The following is a 17,990-nucleotide window of genomic DNA, read 5'->3' on the forward strand; positions in this document are numbered from 1 at the left end:
GATCGCACGCACCAGACGCCGCGGGCTGACCCGACGCGACTGTGCGGACACGCCCTAGGCCTCGGCCCGGCGGATAATCTCTGCCGCTATGCGCGGACCGGCTCGTCCCAGTCGATGCGGTAGCCGGTCAGCCAGTCGTCGCCGCCCGTGGTGCCCGCCCGGTCGAGTCTGCGGGCCATCGTGGCGTCCCGCAGGGCGCGCTTGACCGGCCCGGGGGCGTTGCGGCGGGCCAGGCCCGCGCTGTTCGCGGCCACCTTCTCGACCCGTTCCCGGCGCAGCCCCTCGTACGCGGCGAGCGCCGACCGCGGGCCGGGCAGATCGCGCAGGCACTTGGCGAGCACCACCCCGTCCTCGATGGCCATCGAGGCGCCCTGGGCGGCGTTGGGCGCGCAGGCGTGGGCGGCGTCCCCCACGATGACCATGCCCTCCTCGGACCAGACGGGGGTGGAGAGGAGGTCGTAGGCGGCGGTGGCGACGATGTTCTCGCCGGTGGCGCGGACGATGTCGGCGGCCGGGGTGGGGTCCTCGGCGAACAGTTCCGTCAGCCGCTCCCGCCACTGCCCGGGGGTGACGGCGGCCAGCTCCGCCTTGGACAGTTCGGCGGCCGGGGCGTTGCTGAACCACCACACCTCGCCGTCGGGTGCGGCGGTGCAGCCGAAGAACGCCTGCTTGCCGAAGACCATCGTGTAGGTGTCCGGGGCGGGCGGCGCGGCGGCTTCGCGGGTGTAGCCGCACACCGTGTGCTGTCCGGTGTAGCGGGGCCGGGGCGCGCCCGCGTCGATGGTCCGGCGGATGAGGGAGTGGATGCCGTCGGCGCCGATGAGGACGTCGCCAACGGCCCGGCCGCCGTCCGCGAAGGACCCCACGATCGTGCCGTCCGGGCCGGTCTGGGCGGCCAGCAGCCGCTTGCCGTACTCGATGCGCACGCCGCGGCGCACCGCCTCGTCGCGCAGCACCCGGGCCAGCGTGGCGCGGCGGATCGTGACCGCCCCGAGGCCGCCGTCCTGCGCACCGGCCATCGGCTTGTCGCCGAGCCGTTTGCCGGTGTTGCTGATGAACTCGACGCGGCTGGCCGGGAAGGCGCGCTCCAGGACCGGCCCATGGGCGTCGATGGTGCGCAGCGCCTCCAGGCCGTTGTTCGCGACGAGGAGGAACGCACCGCCCGTGTCGGTGGCGTCCGGGGGGTACGCCTCGTAGACGACCGCGTCGACGCCCGCCTTGTGCAGGGCCATCGCGGTGACCGTACCGGCGATGCCGCCACCGATGATCAGGGCCTTGGTCATGGTGCTCCGTGACAGAGGGTCGGTAAAAGGTGACAGCACCATAGGGCCCGGACGCGGGTCCCGGGGCGGGTTCGCGCAGGCCGGTGCGGATAGGCCCGCTCTCGCATGTGTGGGCGGCTGTATGGGCGGCTGCGTGGGCGGCTGTTTGAACGGCTATGTGAGCAGCTACTTGAGCAGCCGGGACATCCGGCGGTCGGCGAGCGGTTTTCCACCGGTCTGGCAGGTGGGGCAGTACTGGAGGGCGGAGTCCTTGAAGGACACCTCGCGCACGGTGTCGCCGCACACCGGGCAGGGCTCGCCGGTGCGGCCGTGCACCCGCATCCCGCTGCGCTTCTCGGCCTTGAGGTCCCCGGCCGCCAGCCCCCGGGAGCGTTCGACGGCGTCGCGCAGGGTGGTACCCATCACCTCGTACAGGACGGCGATGTCCTCCTCGGTGAGGTCCGAGGCGAGCCGGTAGGGCGACATCCGGGCGGCGTGCAGGATCTCGTCGGAGTAGGCGTTCCCGATCCCGGCGATGACGCTCTGGTCGCGGAGCACCCCCTTGATCCGGTGGCGTACGCCGCGCAGCAGCCCGGCGAACGCCTCCCGGGTGAAGGCGTCGTCGAGCGGGTCGGGGCCGAGGCGGGCGATGCCCGGCACCTCGCCGGGGTCGCGCACGCAGTACACGGCGAGCCCCTTGCGGGAGCCCGCCTCGGTGAGGTCGAAGCCGGAGCGCTCCGGTCCGGAGAGCAGCAGCCGCAGCGCCAGCGGGCCCCGGCCGGGGCGCGGCGGGGCCTCGGGCAGTCCGTCCTTCCAGCGCAGCCAGCCCGCCCGGGCGAGGTGGATGACCAGGTGGGGGCCGTCCGTGGCCAGGTCGAGGAACTTGCCGTGGCGGCCGGCCGCGGTGACGGTGCGGCCTTCGAGGGCGGTCAGCGGCGGGTCGTACGTCTTCAGCACGCTCACCGCGACGGGCAGGACGCGGGCGATCTCCCGGCCCACGGCGCGGTCGGCCAGGATTCCGGCGAGGGCCTCCACCTCGGGCAGCTCCGGCATGCCACCAGTGTGCCGCAGCACCGGCGGGTGTGCGCCCGGCCGCCCGCGCCCCACCCCCGTACCACTCCGGGCTGCGGGGTGCGTCCCCCTCCCCTACTGTCACTCTTGTCCCTTCACATGCTTGATGTTCTGTTTGCCCCATACATCTCGTTGCCCCGCACGGAGAGTCCCCATGCCCGACACCGGACAGCGTGAGCGGTCCGTACCGCAGTACGAGCCGTACGAGGCTCATGAGGCGTACGAAGGGGGCAGCCCCGAGACCGAACGGCTGCTCTTCGAGAAGCTGGCGCGCGAGCTGATGAGCGTCCAGCGGGCGCAGCAGCAGGCGTCGGGCGCAGCGCAGCTGCTGCGCACGTTCCACGCGAAGGCGGCGCTCGGCGTGGAGAACGCGCGGCTGCGCTTCCACGACAGCCTTCCGCCCGAGCTGTGCGTGGGGTACGCCCGGCCGGGCGCCGCGTACCCGGCCGTGGTGCGGCTGTCCAACGAGAGCGGCACCGCGCGCCACGACGCCACTCCCGATCTGCGCGGGATGGCGGTGCGGGTCCAGGTCGCCCCCGGGGAGTGCCACGATCTGCTGGCCACCAGCTTCCCGGTGTCCCATGCCGCCGACGCACGCGAGTTCGTGGCCTTCGCGAAGGCCACGGCGGGCGCGGACACCACCGTCGAGCGGGCGTTCGGGCTCTTCGTCAGGCTGCCGCTGGCCGTCGGCTGGGGAGCCGCCGACCGGATGCGCCGCAATGTGCAGACCGCCACCCGCTACGCGGTCGGCTCGCTGGCCCGCGAGACGTTCTGGAGCCGGGGCGCGATCCTGTGGGGCGCGGCCGGGCCCGTGCGCTACCAGCTGCGCCCGGCCCCCGGCGGCACCCCCGCGCCGCTTCCCGACAGCTCCGACCCGGACTACCTCCGCCATGAGCTGACGATGCGGCTGGCCACCGGCGATGTGTGCTTCGAGCTGTGCGTGCAGCGGTACGCGGACGAGCGCCGCACCCCGGTCGAGGACGGCTCGGTGGAGTGGCGGGAGAGCGACGCCCCGGTCGTCCCGGTGGCGCTGCTGACCGTACCCCGCCAGGATCTCGACACCGCCGCGGCCCGGTCGGCGGCCCGCCGGGTCGAGCAGCTCGCGTTCAACCCGTGGCACACCACGGCGGAGTTCCGGCCGCTGGGCAACCTCAACCGGGCCCGCAAGGCGGCGTACGAGGCGGCCGCCGCGCACCGTCTCGGGCTGTGCTCCAGCACCGCGCCGCCGCCCCGCGACACGGTCCTCGGGCTGCCGGTGCGGGCCGGGGCCCGGCTGGCCTTCGGCCTGGTCGACCGCTATGTGCCGTGGCACCGGCTGCCGGTGCCACCGGGGCTGCTCGACCTGGCCGCGCTGCGCCGGACGCTCCAGCGGCTCGGTCTGGTGGACGGCGATGTCGCCGACCCCGGCCTCCACGAAAGCCCGCCGCCGTCCGCTCGCTGAACGCCGCCGCGGCCCACTGGACCGGTTCACCACCGCGATATCGTGTGGCGATTCACACGGGCCGGACACGGGGGAGCGGTTATGGACAGCGAGGTCGGGGCGGAGCGGGGACGGCGCGTCACCATACGGGACGTGGCCGCGCGCGCCGGGGTCTCCAAGGGCGCGGTCTCCCTCGCCTTCAACGACCGGCCCGGGGTCTCCCCGGCCACCCGGGACCGCATCTTCGCGGCCGCCCGCGAACTGGGCTGGGCGCCCCATCTCTCCGCCCGCTCGCTGTCCAGCTCCCGGGTGGACACGGTCGGCCTGGCCATCGCCCGCCCGGCCCGGATGCTGGGTCTCGAACCCTGGTTCATGGAGTTCGTCTCGGGCATCGAGAGCGTGCTGGTCGAGCGGTCCTGTTCGCTGCTGCTGCGGCTGGTGCGGGACATGGAGGAGGAGATCGCGGTCCAGCAGGCGTGGTGGCGCGGGCGGCAGGTGGGCGGCTCGATCCTGGTCGACCTGCGCGACGGCGATCCGCGCGTCCCCGCGCTGCGGCGGCTCGGGCTGCCCGCGGTCGCCGCCGGGCACCCGTCCCTGGCGGGCGGGCTCACCTCGGTGTGGACCGACGACGCCACCGCGGTGGGCGAGGCGGTGCGCTATCTGGCGGCCCTCGGCCACCGCCGGATCGCCCGGGTCGGCGGCGCGCCCGCGCTCGGCCACAGCACCGTGCGTACGGCTGCCTTCGAGGCCACCTTGGGCGAGTTGGGGCTCGGGGCGGGGCGCACGGTGGCCACGGACTTCTCCGGCGAGGAGGGCGCGCGGGCCACCCGCGCCCTGCTGGCCTCGGGCGACCGGCCGACGGCCATCATCTACGACAACGACATCATGGCGGTGGCCGGTCTGTCGGTGGCGGCCGAGATGGGGCTCGCGGTACCGGCCGATGTGTCGCTGCTGGCGTGGGACGACTCCCAGCTGTGCCGCCTGACGCATCCGACGCTGTCGGCCATGAGCCACGACGTGTTCGGCTTCGGCGCGGAGGTGGCGCGGCGGCTGTTCGACGTCCTGGACCGGGCCGAGCCCCGCGCCCACCAGGCCCCCACCCCGGCCCTCACCCCCCGCGGCAGCACGGCGCCGCCACCGCACCGGACGGCCTGAACCGGTTCAGCCGCCCCGCCACCCCGATGGCCGCCGTGGGCCCCGAATGCCGCGCCGCGCTGCGGGCACTCGCCGGAGGTGGTACGGATAGCCGCAGGCCGCGGCGGCAACAGGCCCAGGGAGCAGCCCTTATGGAGTGGTTCACCTCATCCGGCTACTGGCTGAGCCGGTTGGTCTTCCAACGGGGGCTGGCCGCCATCTACCTCTTCGCCTTCCTGACGGCGGCCACCCAGGGCCGGGCCCTGATCGGCGAACGGGGGCTCACCCCGGTGCCCCGGTTCCTCGCGCGGGTGCCGTTCCGCCGCTCGCCCAGCCTCTTCCATCTGCACTACTCCGACCGCTTCTTCACCGTCTGCGCCTGGCTCGGCGCCGCGCTGGCCGCCGCCGTGCTGGCGGGGGCCGCCGACGACGTACCGCTGTGGGCCGCGATGGCGGCCTGGCTGGTGCTGTGGCTGCTGTATCTGTCGATCGTCAACGTGGGGCAGGTGTGGTACGGGTTCGGCTGGGAGTCACTGCTGCTGGAGGCCGGGTTCCTGGCCGTGTTCCTGGGGAACGAGCGGACCGCGCCGCCCGTCCTGGTCCTGTGGCTGCTGCGCTGGCTGCTGTTCCGGCTGGAGTTCGGCGCCGGGCTCATCAAGCTGCGCGGGGACCGCTGCTGGCGCGATCTGACGTGCCTGTACTACCACCATGAGACCCAGCCGATGCCGGGCCCGCTCAGCTGGTACTTCCACCATCTGCCGAAGCCGCTGCACCGGGTCGAGACGGCGGCCAACCACGTGGCCCAGCTGGTCGTGCCGCTGGCCCTGTTCACCCCGCAGCCCGCGGCGAGCGTGGCCGCGGGCATCATCGTGGTCACCCAGCTGTGGCTGGTGGCCTCCGGCAACTTCTCCTGGCTGAACTGGGCGACGATCCTGCTGGCCCTCTCCGCGGTCGACGGGCGGCTGGCCGCCGAGGTGCTGCCGCTGCCGACGCCGCCCCCGCTCGCCGCTCCCCCGGTCTGGTACGAGGTCCTGGTGGCGGCGGCCTTCGTCTTCGTCGTGGTGCTCAGCTACTGGCCCGCCCGCAATCTGCTCTCGGGCCGCCAGCTGATGAACTACTCCTTCAACCCGCTCCATCTGGTCAACACCTACGGGGCGTTCGGCAGCGTCAACCGCAGTCGGCAGGAGGTGGTGATCGAGGGCACCGCCGCAGCCGTGCTCACCCCGGACACCGTGTGGAAGGAGTACGAGTTCCGGGGCAAGCCGGGCGATGTGCGCAGGATGCCGCGCCAGTTCGCGCCGTACCACCTGCGGCTGGACTGGATGATGTGGTTCGCCGGGATCTCCGCGGCGTACGCCGGGTCGTGGTTCACCCCGCTCGTCGGCAAGCTGCTGGTGAACGACCGGGCCACGCTGAAGCTGCTGCGCGCCTCGCCCTTCCCTGACGAGCCGCCCACCCACATCCGGGCCCGGCTGTACCTCTACCGCTTCACCACCCGGCGGGAGCGGCGAGCCGGGGGCGGATGGTGGCATCGCACCCTCATCGGCGAGTTCCTGCCGCCGGTCCGGCTGGAGCAGGTGGATCCACCCGGCCCGTGACGCCCTTCCTCCATCCGGCCGTCCCTTCTGCTTACTTTCCAGGGAATCAGGCACACATATTGCTGTTTGGGGGTCTCGGCGACCGAGGGAGCGCGGCCGGTGCTGCCATTTGCGATGCTGTCCGATCTCCTCACCCTGCCGGTCCGCGGCGTCAGCGGCCTGCGGCTGCGCCTCGCGGACGCCGTCGACGTCCTGCGGGACACCGGTGAGCGACGCACCCGCCGCAGGGTGTGGGCGCGGGAGGGCCGGGCGCATGTGGAGGTGCGCGGGCTCACCGGACACGGGGAGGCGCACGACCGGCTGGCCGGGGAGCTGAGGGCCGCGCTGCACCGCCTGCACGGCGTCAACTGGGCCGAGGTGAACGCGGCCGTGGGCCAGGTGCTGATCGACTACGACGAGGACCATCTCGGCACCGACGACGTTCTCCAGGTGATCGAGCACATCGAGGAGGCGCACGGAACCGGCACGGACACGTTCCCGGCCGGACGCCCGTGTCCGCCGTACGACACCGCTCCCGCCACGCTGGCCGCCACCGCCCTCGTCGCCGACTGCGTGGGCCTGGTGACGGCCACGGTCCGGCGCGTGACGCTGCTGCCCGCGCTCACCCCCGCGCTGCGCGTCCCGGTGGTGATGGCCGAGGTCCAGCCGCGGCTGCGCGGTCTGCTGGAGTCCCGGCTCGGCCCCGCCCACACCACCCTGCTGCTCGGCGTGTCGGGCGCGGTGGTGCACGCGCTGACCAGGGGTGAGGCCCCGCTGGCGCTGGACGCGGTGCAACGCGTCCTGCAACTCGCCGAGATCCGCGGCCGCCAGGCCGTATGGCAGCGCCGCGAGCCCGATCTGGTGCCCGGCTCCGACGGGCTGCCGCCGCGCTCCCGTCCCCCCGCGCCCCGCCCGGCGCCGCTGCCCGCCGGGCCGGTCGAGACCTGTGTCGAGCGCACCTCGCTGGCGTCCCTGATGGGGGCGGGCGGGCTGCTGGCCTGGACGCGGGCTCCGGGGCGCGCCGCGGAGGCGATCCTGGCCACCGTGCCGAGGGCCGCCGCCATGGGCCGTGAGGCTTTCGCCGCCCGGCTGGGCGAGGCGCTGGCCCGCGAGGGCGTGGTGCCCATGGACGGCGCGGCGCTGCGGCTGCTGGACCGGATCTCGGCGGTCCTGATCGACTCGGGCGTGCTGTGCACCCACCGCCCGCGGCTGCTGTCGGTGGTCACCGTCGGCGACCTGGACGAGGCCGGGGCGTGGAGCGCCGCGCAGTCCGTCCTGGACCGCCGCTCGCTGCCGGAACTCTCCGGCCCCGGCCCCTGGACCCGCGGCCCCTGGCGGCTGGAGCGGCCGGACGACGTCCCCGCGGCACCCCCGTCGAGCCCGTCGGCGATGACCGTGGACCTGTGGGACCCGCACGGCAGGCGGCAGGCGCGGGTCCGCATCGGCTGCGAACTCGACCCGCTGACCGACGCCGTGGTGGCCGCCGCCCGCGCCGGTGCGGACCGTCTGGTCCTCACCGAGCACGCGAGCGCGGAGGAGATCGCCCCCTGGGCGGACGAGTTGCTCGCCCGCGGCACGGCGCTGCCCGACCGGGTGCGCGGACTCCAGACCGACGGCCACGGCGTGCTGCTGATCAGCGCCGAGGAGGACGCGGCGCTGGGCGCGGCCGACCTCGGCATCGGCGTCGTACGGCGCGGCGGGGCGCGGGTGTGCTGGTCGGCGGATCTCCTCTGCGGCCCCGGGCTCACCCAGGTGTGGCGCGTGCTGCGGGCGCTGGAGGACGCGCGCGAGGTCAGCCACCGGTCGGCCCGGCTGTCGACGGGCGGCTCCGTACTCGGCGCGCTCATCGCCGCCGCGGGCACCCGGCCGACCGCGGTCGGGTTCGCCACCTCCCCGGTGTACAGCGCGGCCTTCCTGGCCGTGCTCGGGGGGATCGGCGCGGCGCGCCGGGTGCACCGCCGTCCGCTTCCGGCGGAGCGGGTCCGCGGCAACTGGCACATGCTGGGCGCGCGGGAGACGCTGAGCGTGACCCGCGCGTTCCAGGAGCACCGGGCGGAGCCGTCGGCCTTCGGCGTGTCGCACCACGAGGGCGCCCAGGCGACGACACGCCCGGCATGGGCGGCCGGGACGCGCCCGGTGCGCAAGGCCGCGGCCAGGGTCGTACGGGCCGGGGCCGCGGGCGCCGCCGCCTCCCCCGTCGGCGCGCTGACCCGGGACGCCGCGGCGCTGGTCGGCGCGGTGCGCGAGGAGCTGCGCGATCCGCTCACCCCCGTGCTGGCGCTGGGCGCCGCGGCGTCCGCGGCGGTGGGGTCCGGGGTGGACTCGCTCCTGGTCGCCGGTGTCATGGCGGGCAACGCGCTGATCAGCGGCGCGCAACGGCTGCGGGCCGACCGCTCGCTGCGGGGCCTGCTGCTGACCGAGCAGCGGTACGCCCGGCTGGTCGACTGGGCCCCCGCGATGTCCCTGGCGGATGGGATGGCGGTGGACCGCGAGGCGTTCTTCGCCGGGCTGGCCGAGGCCCCGGTGCGGCGGACGAACGCCGAGGACCTGACGGTCGGCGACATCGTCGCGCTGCGGCCCTCGGACGTCGTACCGGCCGACGTCCGGTTGCTGGTGAGCGACCGGCTGGAGCTGGACGAGGCCGGGCTGACCGGCGAGTCGGGGCCGGTCGCCAAGGACCCCGCCGCCACGCCCGGCGCCGATCTGGCGGACCGGTCCTGCATGGTCTACCAGGGCTGCACCGTGCTGGCCGGGACCGGCTACGCGGTGGTCGTGGCCGCCGGATCGCAGACCGAGGCGGGGCGCGCCGCCGCACTGGCCGGACGCGCCACCGCTCCCCTGGGCATCGAGGGCCGACTCGCCGCGCTGACCAGGGTCGCGCTGCCCGCCACCGGGCTCGGCGGCGCCGCCGTCACCCTGCTGGGGCTCCTGCACGGCGCACCGGTGCGGGAGGCCCTGGCCACGGGAGTGGCCGTCGCGGTGGCCGCCGTGCCCGAGGGGCTGCCGCTGGTGGCCACCGTGGCGCAGTCCGCCGCGGCGCGCCGCCTCTCGCACCGCGGGGTGCTGACCCGCTCGCCCCGGGTGCTGGAGGCACTGGGCCGGGTGGACACGGTGTGCTTCGACAAGACCGGCACGCTGACCGAGGGGCGGCTCTCCGTGTCCCGCGTGGCGGCGTACGACCACGACCTGCCCTTCGGCAGCCCGCTGGGCCGCCGCATGCTGCGCACCGCGGCCCGGGCCTGTCCCGGGCCCGAGGGCGGCCGGGCGCTGGCCCATGCCACCGACCAGGCCGTGGTGGACGCGGCGGCGGCGTACGGCGACGGGGACGACGCCTGGCAGCCGGTGTCCGAGCTGCCCTTCGAGGCCAGCCGCGGATTCTCGGCGTGTCTGGGCACGGAGTCCGGGCGGCCGCGACTCGCCGTCAAGGGGGCGCCCGAGGTCGTGCTCGACCGGTGCACCTCCGCCCTGGGCCCGGTGGCGGCGGGCGGCCCCGTACCGCTGACCCCCGAGCGGCTGCGTTCCACCGAGCGGCTGCTGTACTCGCTGGCCTCCGACGGGCTGCGGGTCCTGGCGGTGGCCGAGTCCGTCCCCGGTACGGCCGAGGTGCCCGACGCTCCCGACACGCCGGGGGCGGCGCTCGCCGAGCTGGCGCGCGGGCTGACCCTGCTGGGCTTCATCGCCATCGCCGACACCACGCGGCCGGGCGCCGCGGAGACCGTCAAGCGGCTGACCGACGCCGGGGTGAGCATCGCCATGATCACCGGCGATCATCCGACCACGGCCGCCGCCATCGCCCGAGAGCTGGGCATTCCCGACTCCGGCCCGGTGCTCACCGGCGCGGAGCTGGACACCCTGCCGGAGAAGGAGCGGGTCGAGCGGATCGCCCGGACCACCGTCTTCGCCCGGGTCTCCCCCGAGCACAAGGTCCGCATCGTCCAGGCGCTGCGGCAGGCCGGGCGGGTGGTGGCCATGGCCGGCGACGGGGTCAACGACGCGGCCGCGATCCGCCTCGCGGACGTGGGCATCGGTCTCTCGGCCCATGGCTCGACCTCGGCCCGGGCCGCGGCGGACCTGGTCCTCACCGATCCGGACCCGACCCGCATCCTGGACGCGCTGCGGGAGGGCCGGGCGCTGTGGCGCAGCGTGCGGGACGCGGTGGCGATCCTGGTCGGCGGCAACGCGGGCGAGGTCGCCTTCACCGTGCTGGGCGCGGCGGTGGCGGGCCGGGCGCCGCTCGGTACCCGTCAGCTGCTGCTGGTCAACCTGCTCACCGACATGCTGCCCGCGCTCGCCGTCGCCCTGGCCCGGGCCCGGGAGAACACCGCGGGGGAGGGCCCGGCCGGGGAGGATCCGCTGGCGGGCGGCCCCTCCCCCGCGCTGCTCGGCTCCGACCTGGGCCGGATCCTGGCCGTGCGCGGCACCGCCACCACGCTGGGCGCCGCGGCGGCGTGGAGTTGCGGGCGGATGACGGGCCGGGCCCGGCGGGCGAGCACCATGGGGCTCGCGGCGCTGGTCGGCACCCAGCTGGGCCAGACGTTCATCACCGACTGGCACAGCCCGCTGGTGCTGGTCACGGGGGTGGCGTCGGCGGCCGTCCTGTTCGCGGTCATCGAGACGCCGGTGGTCAGCCACTTCTTCGGCTGTACGCCGCTGGGGCCGGTGGCCTGGACGGTGGTGGGCGTGTGCTCGGCCGGTGCCACCCTGGGCGCCGCCGCCGCACCGCGGCTGCTCTTCTCCCGGCGGGTCCCCTTCACGGTCTAGAGAGGGCAGTGCGTCTCACCGGAAGCTTGTCGCTGTTCACCCGTTTTTCACCTTACGTGCGCGGCCTGCTTGCCCGCCCGGGTCAGGCTCCGGAAGTGGAAGCGGATGACTTGCTTCCACATACGTTCCGTCCCGTGAGGTAACCCATGGCCGAGATCCTGACGACCGCCCTGGCCAAGCTGGCCCGCATGGCCCTGGAAGCGCTGCTCGCACAGCTCGCGAAGTCGCTTCTGACCGTCGTGTTCAAGCCGCAGACCGCCCCGGCCGCCGCCTGAAACGACCGTTATTCGGCGACCGTTCGCCACGAACATCCCACCGTGGGCGATTTCTTCGGTACGAAGCTCGCCACGAATTTCGTTGATCGGCCTCGGCCCGTCACAATCACCAAGTGACCTTCCCCGTCCTCCAGCGGACTCGGTCCTTCCGGGTACCGCCGGTGAGGGGTGGGCGCTTTCGGATGCGTGAAGGAGATGACCTGCTGCGAGGAGGCACGTAGGTGGAAGAAAGGCTGGCCATGACGGTGGATGCGCGTGGTGACGTCGAGGAGTTCATCCTCGGGGAACGGTTCGCGTGCCTGGCGGGGCGTTCCGCCTGGCGCCGGGGAGGCATCACTCACCGCCACTATGACCTGCTGGGGGGCGAGGATTCCGCCCGGCTGCTGGCGCTCGATCTCGCGGAGTTCGTGAGTTCGGCGGACTGGAGCGCACGGACGTTCACCAGTTTCATCGCTACCTTCGAGCAACCGCGCGGGGTCGATGAGCTGCGGTTCGAAGAGCTCCTCTGGCAACAGCTGCAACTGCTGCACGAGCAGGACGCGGATTTCCATCACTGGGCGGAGGGTTATTCGTCCGATCCGCAGTCCCCGGAGTTCGCGTTCAGCGTGGCCGGCCATCCCTTCTTCGTGATCGGCCTGCACGAGACCCACCGCCGGTTCGGCCGCAGGCCGCCCTTCCCGATGCTGGCCTTCAACTCCCACGAACAGTTCGACCGGATCAAGGGCGCCGGGATGTGGGACCGGCTCGCGGAGAAGATCCGCAAGCAGGACATCCAGCTCCAGGGGGACATCAACCCCAACCTGTACGAGTACGAGGAGCTGTCGGAGGCCCGCCGGTACTCGGGCCGTCCCAAGCCGGCCGACTGGCAGTGCCCCTTCGCCGCCCGGGAGGCCGCACGGCAGGCCGAGCGGGAGCGCATGGCGGAGCGGGAGCTGACCGTTTCGGCGGCCGCGTCCGTCACCGGCACCGGCTGACGTTCCGCGGACGGCGGTGACGCCGCTGGGCCCGGGAGCGGACGACGCCCCCGGGCCCTGTGCGCGTGGCCGTGGTCAGTGGTCGTGCGCCGCCGCGCGGTGGACCGGGCCGTGGGCGGTCAGACAGTGCTCGACCAGCGGTTCGTCCGCGCGGCGGTGCTCGTCCCCGTCCACCCGGGGCCGCGGGGCCAGGGTGTCGAGGTGGTCCACTTGGAGCGTGGTGTGGGTGATGCCGTACTCCTCGCGCAGCACCTCCTCCAGCCCCTCCCGGACCGCGTGGCAGTCGCCCTCCGCCGCGACCAGGACATGGGCGGACAGCGAGACCTCGCCCGAGGTGATCTGCCAGATGTGCAGATCGTGCACCTCGGCCACCTCGGCGTGGGAAGCCAGCAGGCCCCCGATCTCATCGGGCTCGACCCCGGCGGGAGCCGCCTCCAGCAGCACGCGCCCGGAGGCCCGCAGCAGTTCCACGCCCGCCTTGATCATGAGAACGACCACGATGAGACCGGCGATCGCGTCGGCCCGGGCGTAGCCGGTGGTCACCACGACCAGTCCGGCGATCGCGGTGGCGATGAAGGCGTAGAGGTCGTTCAGCACATGCTGGAAGGCGCCTTCGATATTCAGCGAGGAGCGGTTCGCCTTCGACATGCACCACGCCGCCACGATGTTCACCACGACCCCGGCGAGCGCGACGATCAGCACCAGACCACCGGTCACCTCGGGCGGATCGATCAGCCGCTCCACCGCTTCATAGCCCAGGTATGCGCCGAGCAGCAGCAGGGAAAGCCCATTGGCCTGCGCGGAAAGGATTTCCGACCGCTTGAGCCCATAGGTATAGCCGCCGCGGGCAGGCCGGGCCGAAAGCCGGATCGCAATGAGCGCGAGGACGATCGAGGCGGCGTCGGTGAGCATATGGGCCGCGTCGGAAAGCAGCGCCACCGAACGCGCGATCACCCCGACCACGACCTCCACCAGCATAAAGCCGGTGATCAGCGCAAGAGCGATGGACAGCCACCGGCGGTCGGCGTTCTCCGCCACACCGTGCGTGTGCCCGCCATGACCCTCACCGTGTCCGTGCGTATGGGCTCCCACCCGCTCCTCCTCGGCTCGCCTTATGGGCAACGGCAATTGAACAGCACTTCGGAGAATTCTCCAAAGGCTGCAATGGACACGGTTATCAGGTGGCATTGCCTTATGAATTCGGCAACGCTTTTCATTGTCGTGCCGGGGCGTCACACCGGGAAAATGCGCGGTGCACCGGGCTCCTGAACGGACGTCACCCGGGTGGACGATCACGGGTCGCTGATGCGTACGAGGCCACGCCGGTGCGGGTGAGGTCGGCGCGAAGAAGGTGACCCCGCGGGGCGCGGCGCGTTGGCCGAACATGACGACGACGATGCGACGCCGTTCTCTCTCGCAGCCGAGCAGAGCGCTGGACCGGAGCACCGAAGGCGGAACGGTTCACCAGACGCTTCACCAGTCGAGCTGCGTACCGATCTACGCGGCGCTGGTCGAGCGCTGGTCGTCCGCGGGGCGGGCGGTGCCCGGGGCCTACGACCGCGAGTGGACCGAACTGGTCAACTGTCCGCCCTGGCCGGACCGGATCCGGGCGGCGGCCCGGCCGGCGGCACAGTCCTCCGCGGGCTGAGCCACCGCCCGTCCGGTCACTCGGGGAATCGCCGGGGATCAGTCGTCCCCGCCCTCCAGGCCGCCCTCGGTCTCCAGGAACAGCTCCCGGACCCGCTCCAGCACCTCCGGGTCCGGCTGCTCCCACAGACCGCGGCTCTCGGCCTCCAGCAGCCGCTCGGCCATGCCGTGCAGCGCCCAGGGGTTGGCCTCCTCCAGGAACGCGCGGTTCTCCGGGTCGAGCAGATAGGTCTGGGCGAGCTTGTCGTACATCCAGTCGGCGACCACGCCCGTGGTGGCGTCGTAGCCGAAGAGGTAGTCGACGGTGGCGGCCAGCTCGAACGCGCCCTTGTAGCCGTGCCGGCGCATCGCCTCGATCCAGCGCGGGTTGACCACCCGGGCCCGGAAGACCCGCGAGGTCTCCTCGTGCAGGGTGCGGGTGCGCACCGTCTCGGGGCGGGTGGAGTCGCCGATGTACGCGGCCGGGGCGGTGCCCTTCAGGGCGCGCACGGTGGCGACCATGCCGCCGTGGTACTGGAAGTAGTCGTCCGAGTCGGCGATGTCGTGCTCGCGCGTGTCGGTGTTCTTCGCGGCGACCGCGATCCTGCGGTACGCGCTCTCCATCTCCTCGCGCGCCGGGCGGCCCTCCAGCCCGCGGCCGTAGGCGTAGCCGCCCCACACCGTGTAGACCTCGGCGAGGTCGGCGTCGGTGCGCCAGTCGCGGCTGTCGATGAGCTGGAGCAGCCCCGCGCCGTACGTGCCCGGCCGGGAGCCGAAGATGCGGGTGGTGGCGCGGCGCTCGTCGCCGTGCTCGGCGAGGTCGGCGCGGGTGTGGGCGCGCACGTAGTTGACGTCGTCGGCCTCGTCCAGGGACGCGGCGAGCCGTACGGCGTCGTCCAGCAGCCCGACGACGTGCGGGAAGGCGTCGCGGAAGAAGCCGCTGATGCGCAGCGTGACATCGACGCGCGGGCGACCCAACTGGTCGGCGGGTACGGGTTCGAGTCCCGTCACGCGCCGCGACGCGTCGTCCCACACCGGGCGGATGCCCATCAGCGCCAGCGCCTCGGCCACGTCGTCGCCGGAGGTGCGCATCGCGCTCGTCCCCCACAGCGACAGGCCGACCGACCGCGGGTACTGGCCGTCGTTGTCGGCGCGGTAGCGCTCCAGCAGCGAGTCGGCGAGCGCCTGGCCGGTCTCCCAGGCCAGTCGGCTGGGCACGGCCTTGGGGTCGACGGAGTAGAAGTTGCGGCCGGTCGGCAGGACGTTGACCAGGCCCCGCAGCGGCGATCCGGACGGCCCGGCCGGGACGAAGCCGCCGCTCAGGGCGTGGACGGCGTGGTCGATCTCGTCGGTCGTGGCGGCCAGGCGCGGTACGACCTCGCGGGCGGCGAACTCCAGGATCGCGGTGACCGCGGTCCGCTGGGCCTCGGGCAGCTCCAGGGCGGCCTTCTCGGCGGCCTCCGGGGCCCAGTCCGCGTCCTCCATCGCCTGGACGAGGGCGCGGGCGCGCTCCTCGGCCTCGTCCGCGCCGGTGCGGGTGGCGGCCGACTCGTCCAGGCCCAGCGCCTCGCGCAGCCCGGGGAGCGCCGACGTACCGCCCCAGATCTGGCGGGCGCGCAGGATGGCGAGGACGAGGTTGACGCGCTCGGGTCCGGTGGGCGCGCCGCCGAGGACGTGCAGACCGTCGCGGATCTGGGCGTCCTTGACCTCGCACAGCCAGCCGTCGACGTGCAGCAGGAAGTCGTCGAAGCCCTCGTCGTCGGGCCGCTCCTCCAGCCCCAGGTCGTGGTCGAGCCGGGCGGCCTGGATCAGGGTCCAGATCTGGGCGCGGATGGCGGGGAGCTTGGCCGGGTCCATCGCGGAGATGGCGGCGTACTCGTCCAGCAGCTGTTCCAGCCGGGCGATGTCGCCGTAGGAGTCGGCGCGCGCCATCGGCGGTACGAGGTGGTCGACCAGGGTGGCGTGGACGCGGCGCTTGGCCTGGGTGCCCTCGCCGGGGTCGTTGACCAGGAAGGGGTAGATCAGCGGCAGGTCGCCGAGTGCGGCGTCGGGTCCGCAGGCGGCGGACAGGCCCGCGTTCTTGCCGGGCAGCCACTCCAGGTTGCCGTGCTTGCCCAGGTGCACCATGGCGTCGGCGCCGAAGCCGCCGTCGGCCTCGGGGGTCGCCATCCAGCGGTAGGCGGCCAGGTAGTGGTGCGAGGGCGGCAGGTCGGGGTCGTGGTAGATGGCGATGGGGTTCTCGCCGAAGCCGCGCGGCGGCTGGATGACGACCAGGAGGTTGCCGTGGCGCAGCGCGGCGAGGACGATCTCGCCCTCCGGGTCGCGGCTGGTGTCCACGAACATCTCGCCGGGCGGCGGGCCCCAGTGCTCCTCGACCGCGTCGCGCAGCTCCTGCGGCAGCGTGGCGTACCAGCGGCGGTAGTCGGCGGCGGGGATGCGGACCGGGTTCTTGGCCAGCTGCTCCTCGGTGAGCCAGTCCTGGTCGTGGCCGCCCGCCTCGATGAGGGCGTAGATCAGGTCGTCGCCGACGCCGGAGGCCAGGCCCGGGAGCGCGCCCTCGCCCTCCTCGGGGCCGAAGTCATACCCTTCGGCGCGCAGTCGGCGCAGCAGGGCGACGGCGCTGGCGGGGGTGTCGAGGCCGACCGCGTTGCCGATCCGGGAGTGCTTGGTGGGGTAGGCGGACAGGACGAGCGCGAGGCGCTTGTCGGCCGCCGGTATGTGCCGGAGCCGGGCGTGTCGTACCGCGATTCCGGCGACACGCGCGGCGCGCTCGGGGTCGGGGGCGTAGACCGGCAGGCCGTCCTCGTCGACCTCCTTGAAGGAGAACGGCACGGTGATCAGCCGCCCGTCGAACTCCGGGACGGCGACCTGGGTCGCGGCGTCCAGCGGCGAAAGGCCCTCGTCGTTCTCCTCCCACGCGCTGCGCGGCGAGGTCAGGCACAGCGCCTGGAGCACGGGGACGTCGAGCGCGGCGAGCGCGCCCGCGTCCCACGCCTCGTCGTCGCCGCCCGCCGACGCCTCGGCGGGGCGGGTGCCGCCCGCGGCGAGCACGGTGGTGACGACGGCATCGGCCGCGCCGAGGGCCTCGATCAGCTCGGCCTCGGGGGACCGGAGCGAGGCGACGAACAGCGGCAGCGGGCGGGCCCCGGCGTCCTCGACGGCCTGGCACAGCGCCTCCACGAAGGCGGTGTTGCCGCTCATGTGGTGGGCGCGGTAGTAGAGCACGGCGATCGTCGGGCCGGTGACGTCCTCGCGCGCGGTGCGCTCCAGCGGCCCCCAGGTGGGGGCGGGGGCGGGCGGTTCGAAGCCGTGGCCGGTGAGCAGCACGGTGTCGGACAGGAACCGGGCCAGCTGGTCCAGGTTCGCGGGTCCGCCGTGCGCGAGGTAGGCGTGCGCCTCGGCGGCGATCCCCACGGGGACCGTGGACGCCTCCATGAGCTGGGCGTCAGGGGCCTGTTCACCGGTCAGGACGACGACCGGCAGGTCGCCCGCGAGCAGGGTTTCGAGGCCGTCCTCCCAGGCGCGGATGCCACCGAGCAGCCGCACGACGACGAGTTCGACACCGTCGAGGAGCCCGGGCAGATCGTCGAGCGCGAGCCGCGCCGGGTTGGCGAGGCGGTACGGCACCGGGCCCGTGGCCGCACGGGCACTGAGCAGGTCGGTGTCGGAGGTCGACAGCAGCAGGATCATGGCTCAGCGCCTTCCTCGGGGTCCGCGCCCCGGGCGGGTTGGAAGACGGCGGGAGTTCCTGGCTCGCGCGGCGGGCTGCCGTGCTCACAGTGGCGGGACCGCACCGGATTCGCACCGGTTTCCTCCCCCAGGTGGTGCCTCGCCGACCATGCCGGGCTCCCGACGCCTGGCCTGATCGGCACGACACCCCCTGGACGCCG

General features: G+C 73.9%; 11 protein-coding genes and 1 riboswitch. Of the genes, 7 read left to right on the forward strand and 4 right to left on the reverse strand.

From position 1 onward, the window contains the following. Nucleotides 1-86: 86 nt before the first annotated feature. Together HYQ63_RS03320 and HYQ63_RS03325 are read right to left on the reverse strand one after the other, a co-directional pair. Entirely contained in the window at nt 87-1,283 is a 1,197-nt protein-coding gene (locus HYQ63_RS03320) for an FAD-dependent monooxygenase (protein ID WP_179932426.1), read from the reverse strand. Between the two features lie 165 nt (nt 1,284-1,448). Then, the gene (locus HYQ63_RS03325; RefSeq protein ID WP_179932427.1) at nt 1,449-2,315 is read right to left on the reverse strand and encodes an Fpg/Nei family DNA glycosylase; all 867 of its coding nucleotides are present in this window, start codon (nt 2,313-2,315) and stop codon (nt 1,449-1,451) included. Nucleotides 2,316-2,487: 172 nt separating this feature from the next. Here HYQ63_RS03325 and HYQ63_RS03330 point away from each other — a divergent pair, with 172 nt between their 5' ends. From HYQ63_RS03330 to gntA, 6 genes are all read left to right on the forward strand, one after another. Beyond that, nucleotides 2,488-3,774 (forward strand): hypothetical protein, encoded by a 1,287-nt coding sequence (locus tag HYQ63_RS03330; protein WP_179932428.1) that lies wholly within the window; start codon nt 2,488-2,490, stop codon nt 3,772-3,774. A gap of 81 nt (nt 3,775-3,855) precedes the next feature. Beyond that, a complete protein-coding gene (locus tag HYQ63_RS03335) occupies nt 3,856-4,908 on the forward strand; it encodes a LacI family DNA-binding transcriptional regulator (RefSeq protein ID WP_179932429.1) in 1,053 nt (350 codons plus the stop codon). Between the two features lie 131 nt (nt 4,909-5,039). Then, complete coding sequence (locus tag HYQ63_RS03340; protein ID WP_179932430.1) at nt 5,040-6,485, forward strand: lipase maturation factor family protein; 1,446 nt, start codon at nt 5,040-5,042, stop codon at nt 6,483-6,485. A 99-nt stretch (nt 6,486-6,584) separates the two neighbouring features. Further along, nucleotides 6,585-11,225, forward strand: a complete 4,641-nt coding sequence (locus HYQ63_RS03345) for an HAD-IC family P-type ATPase (RefSeq protein ID WP_257231572.1) — start codon at nt 6,585-6,587, stop codon at nt 11,223-11,225. A 146-nt stretch (nt 11,226-11,371) separates the two neighbouring features. Then, complete coding sequence (locus HYQ63_RS44315; protein WP_257231573.1) at nt 11,372-11,500, forward strand: hypothetical protein; 129 nt, start codon at nt 11,372-11,374, stop codon at nt 11,498-11,500. Nucleotides 11,501-11,721: 221 nt separating this feature from the next. Then, nucleotides 11,722-12,474: a guanitoxin biosynthesis heme-dependent pre-guanitoxin N-hydroxylase GntA gene (gene gntA / locus HYQ63_RS03350; protein ID WP_257231574.1), complete on the forward strand. Its 753-nt coding sequence runs from the start codon at nt 11,722-11,724 to the stop codon at nt 12,472-12,474. A 75-nt stretch (nt 12,475-12,549) separates the two neighbouring features. Here the strand turns inward: gntA and HYQ63_RS03355 are convergent, their stop codons facing one another. Further along, nucleotides 12,550-13,566 carry a cation diffusion facilitator family transporter gene (locus HYQ63_RS03355; RefSeq protein WP_257231575.1) on the reverse strand — a complete coding sequence of 339 codons (1,017 nt, stop codon included), beginning with the start codon at nt 13,564-13,566 and terminating at the stop codon, nt 12,550-12,552. 304 nt (nt 13,567-13,870) lie between these two features. On the opposite strand from HYQ63_RS03355, the gene HYQ63_RS03360 reads away from it, so the two are divergent. After that, nucleotides 13,871-14,122 carry a hypothetical protein gene (locus HYQ63_RS03360; protein WP_179932431.1) on the forward strand — a complete coding sequence of 84 codons (252 nt, stop codon included), beginning with the start codon at nt 13,871-13,873 and terminating at the stop codon, nt 14,120-14,122. A gap of 38 nt (nt 14,123-14,160) precedes the next feature. Here the strand turns inward: HYQ63_RS03360 and cobN are convergent, their stop codons facing one another. Continuing rightward, the gene (gene cobN, locus HYQ63_RS03365; protein WP_179932432.1) at nt 14,161-17,790 is read right to left on the reverse strand and encodes a cobaltochelatase subunit CobN; all 3,630 of its coding nucleotides are present in this window, start codon (nt 17,788-17,790) and stop codon (nt 14,161-14,163) included. Nucleotides 17,791-17,842: 52 nt separating this feature from the next. Next, nucleotides 17,843-17,915: riboswitch (cobalamin riboswitch) on the reverse strand. Between the last annotated feature and the right edge of the window lie 75 nt (nt 17,916-17,990).

This window comes from Streptomyces sp. Rer75, assembly GCF_013414305.1.
In the GTDB taxonomy this organism is placed as follows: Bacteria; Actinomycetota; Actinomycetes; order Streptomycetales; family Streptomycetaceae; genus Streptomyces; species Streptomyces himastatinicus.

Bases quoted from the DNA above. Each gene is read 5' to 3' on its own strand.
- HYQ63_RS03320 (WP_179932426.1), bottom strand. From the start codon at position 1,283: ATGACCAAGGCCCTGATCATCGGTGGCGGCATCGCCGGTACGGTCACC.
- HYQ63_RS03325 (WP_179932427.1), bottom strand. From the start codon at position 2,315: ATGCCGGAGCTGCCCGAGGTGGAGGCCCTCGCCGGAATCCTGGCCGAC.
- HYQ63_RS03330 (WP_179932428.1), top strand. From the start codon at position 2,488: ATGCCCGACACCGGACAGCGTGAGCGGTCCGTACCGCAGTACGAGCCG.
- HYQ63_RS03335 (WP_179932429.1), top strand. From the start codon at position 3,856: ATGGACAGCGAGGTCGGGGCGGAGCGGGGACGGCGCGTCACCATACGG.
- HYQ63_RS03340 (WP_179932430.1), top strand. From the start codon at position 5,040: ATGGAGTGGTTCACCTCATCCGGCTACTGGCTGAGCCGGTTGGTCTTC.
- HYQ63_RS44315 (WP_257231573.1), top strand. From the start codon at position 11,372: ATGGCCGAGATCCTGACGACCGCCCTGGCCAAGCTGGCCCGCATGGCC.
- HYQ63_RS03360 (WP_179932431.1), top strand. From the start codon at position 13,871: ATGCGACGCCGTTCTCTCTCGCAGCCGAGCAGAGCGCTGGACCGGAGC.
- cobN (WP_179932432.1), bottom strand. From the start codon at position 17,790: ATGATCCTGCTGCTGTCGACCTCCGACACCGACCTGCTCAGTGCCCGT.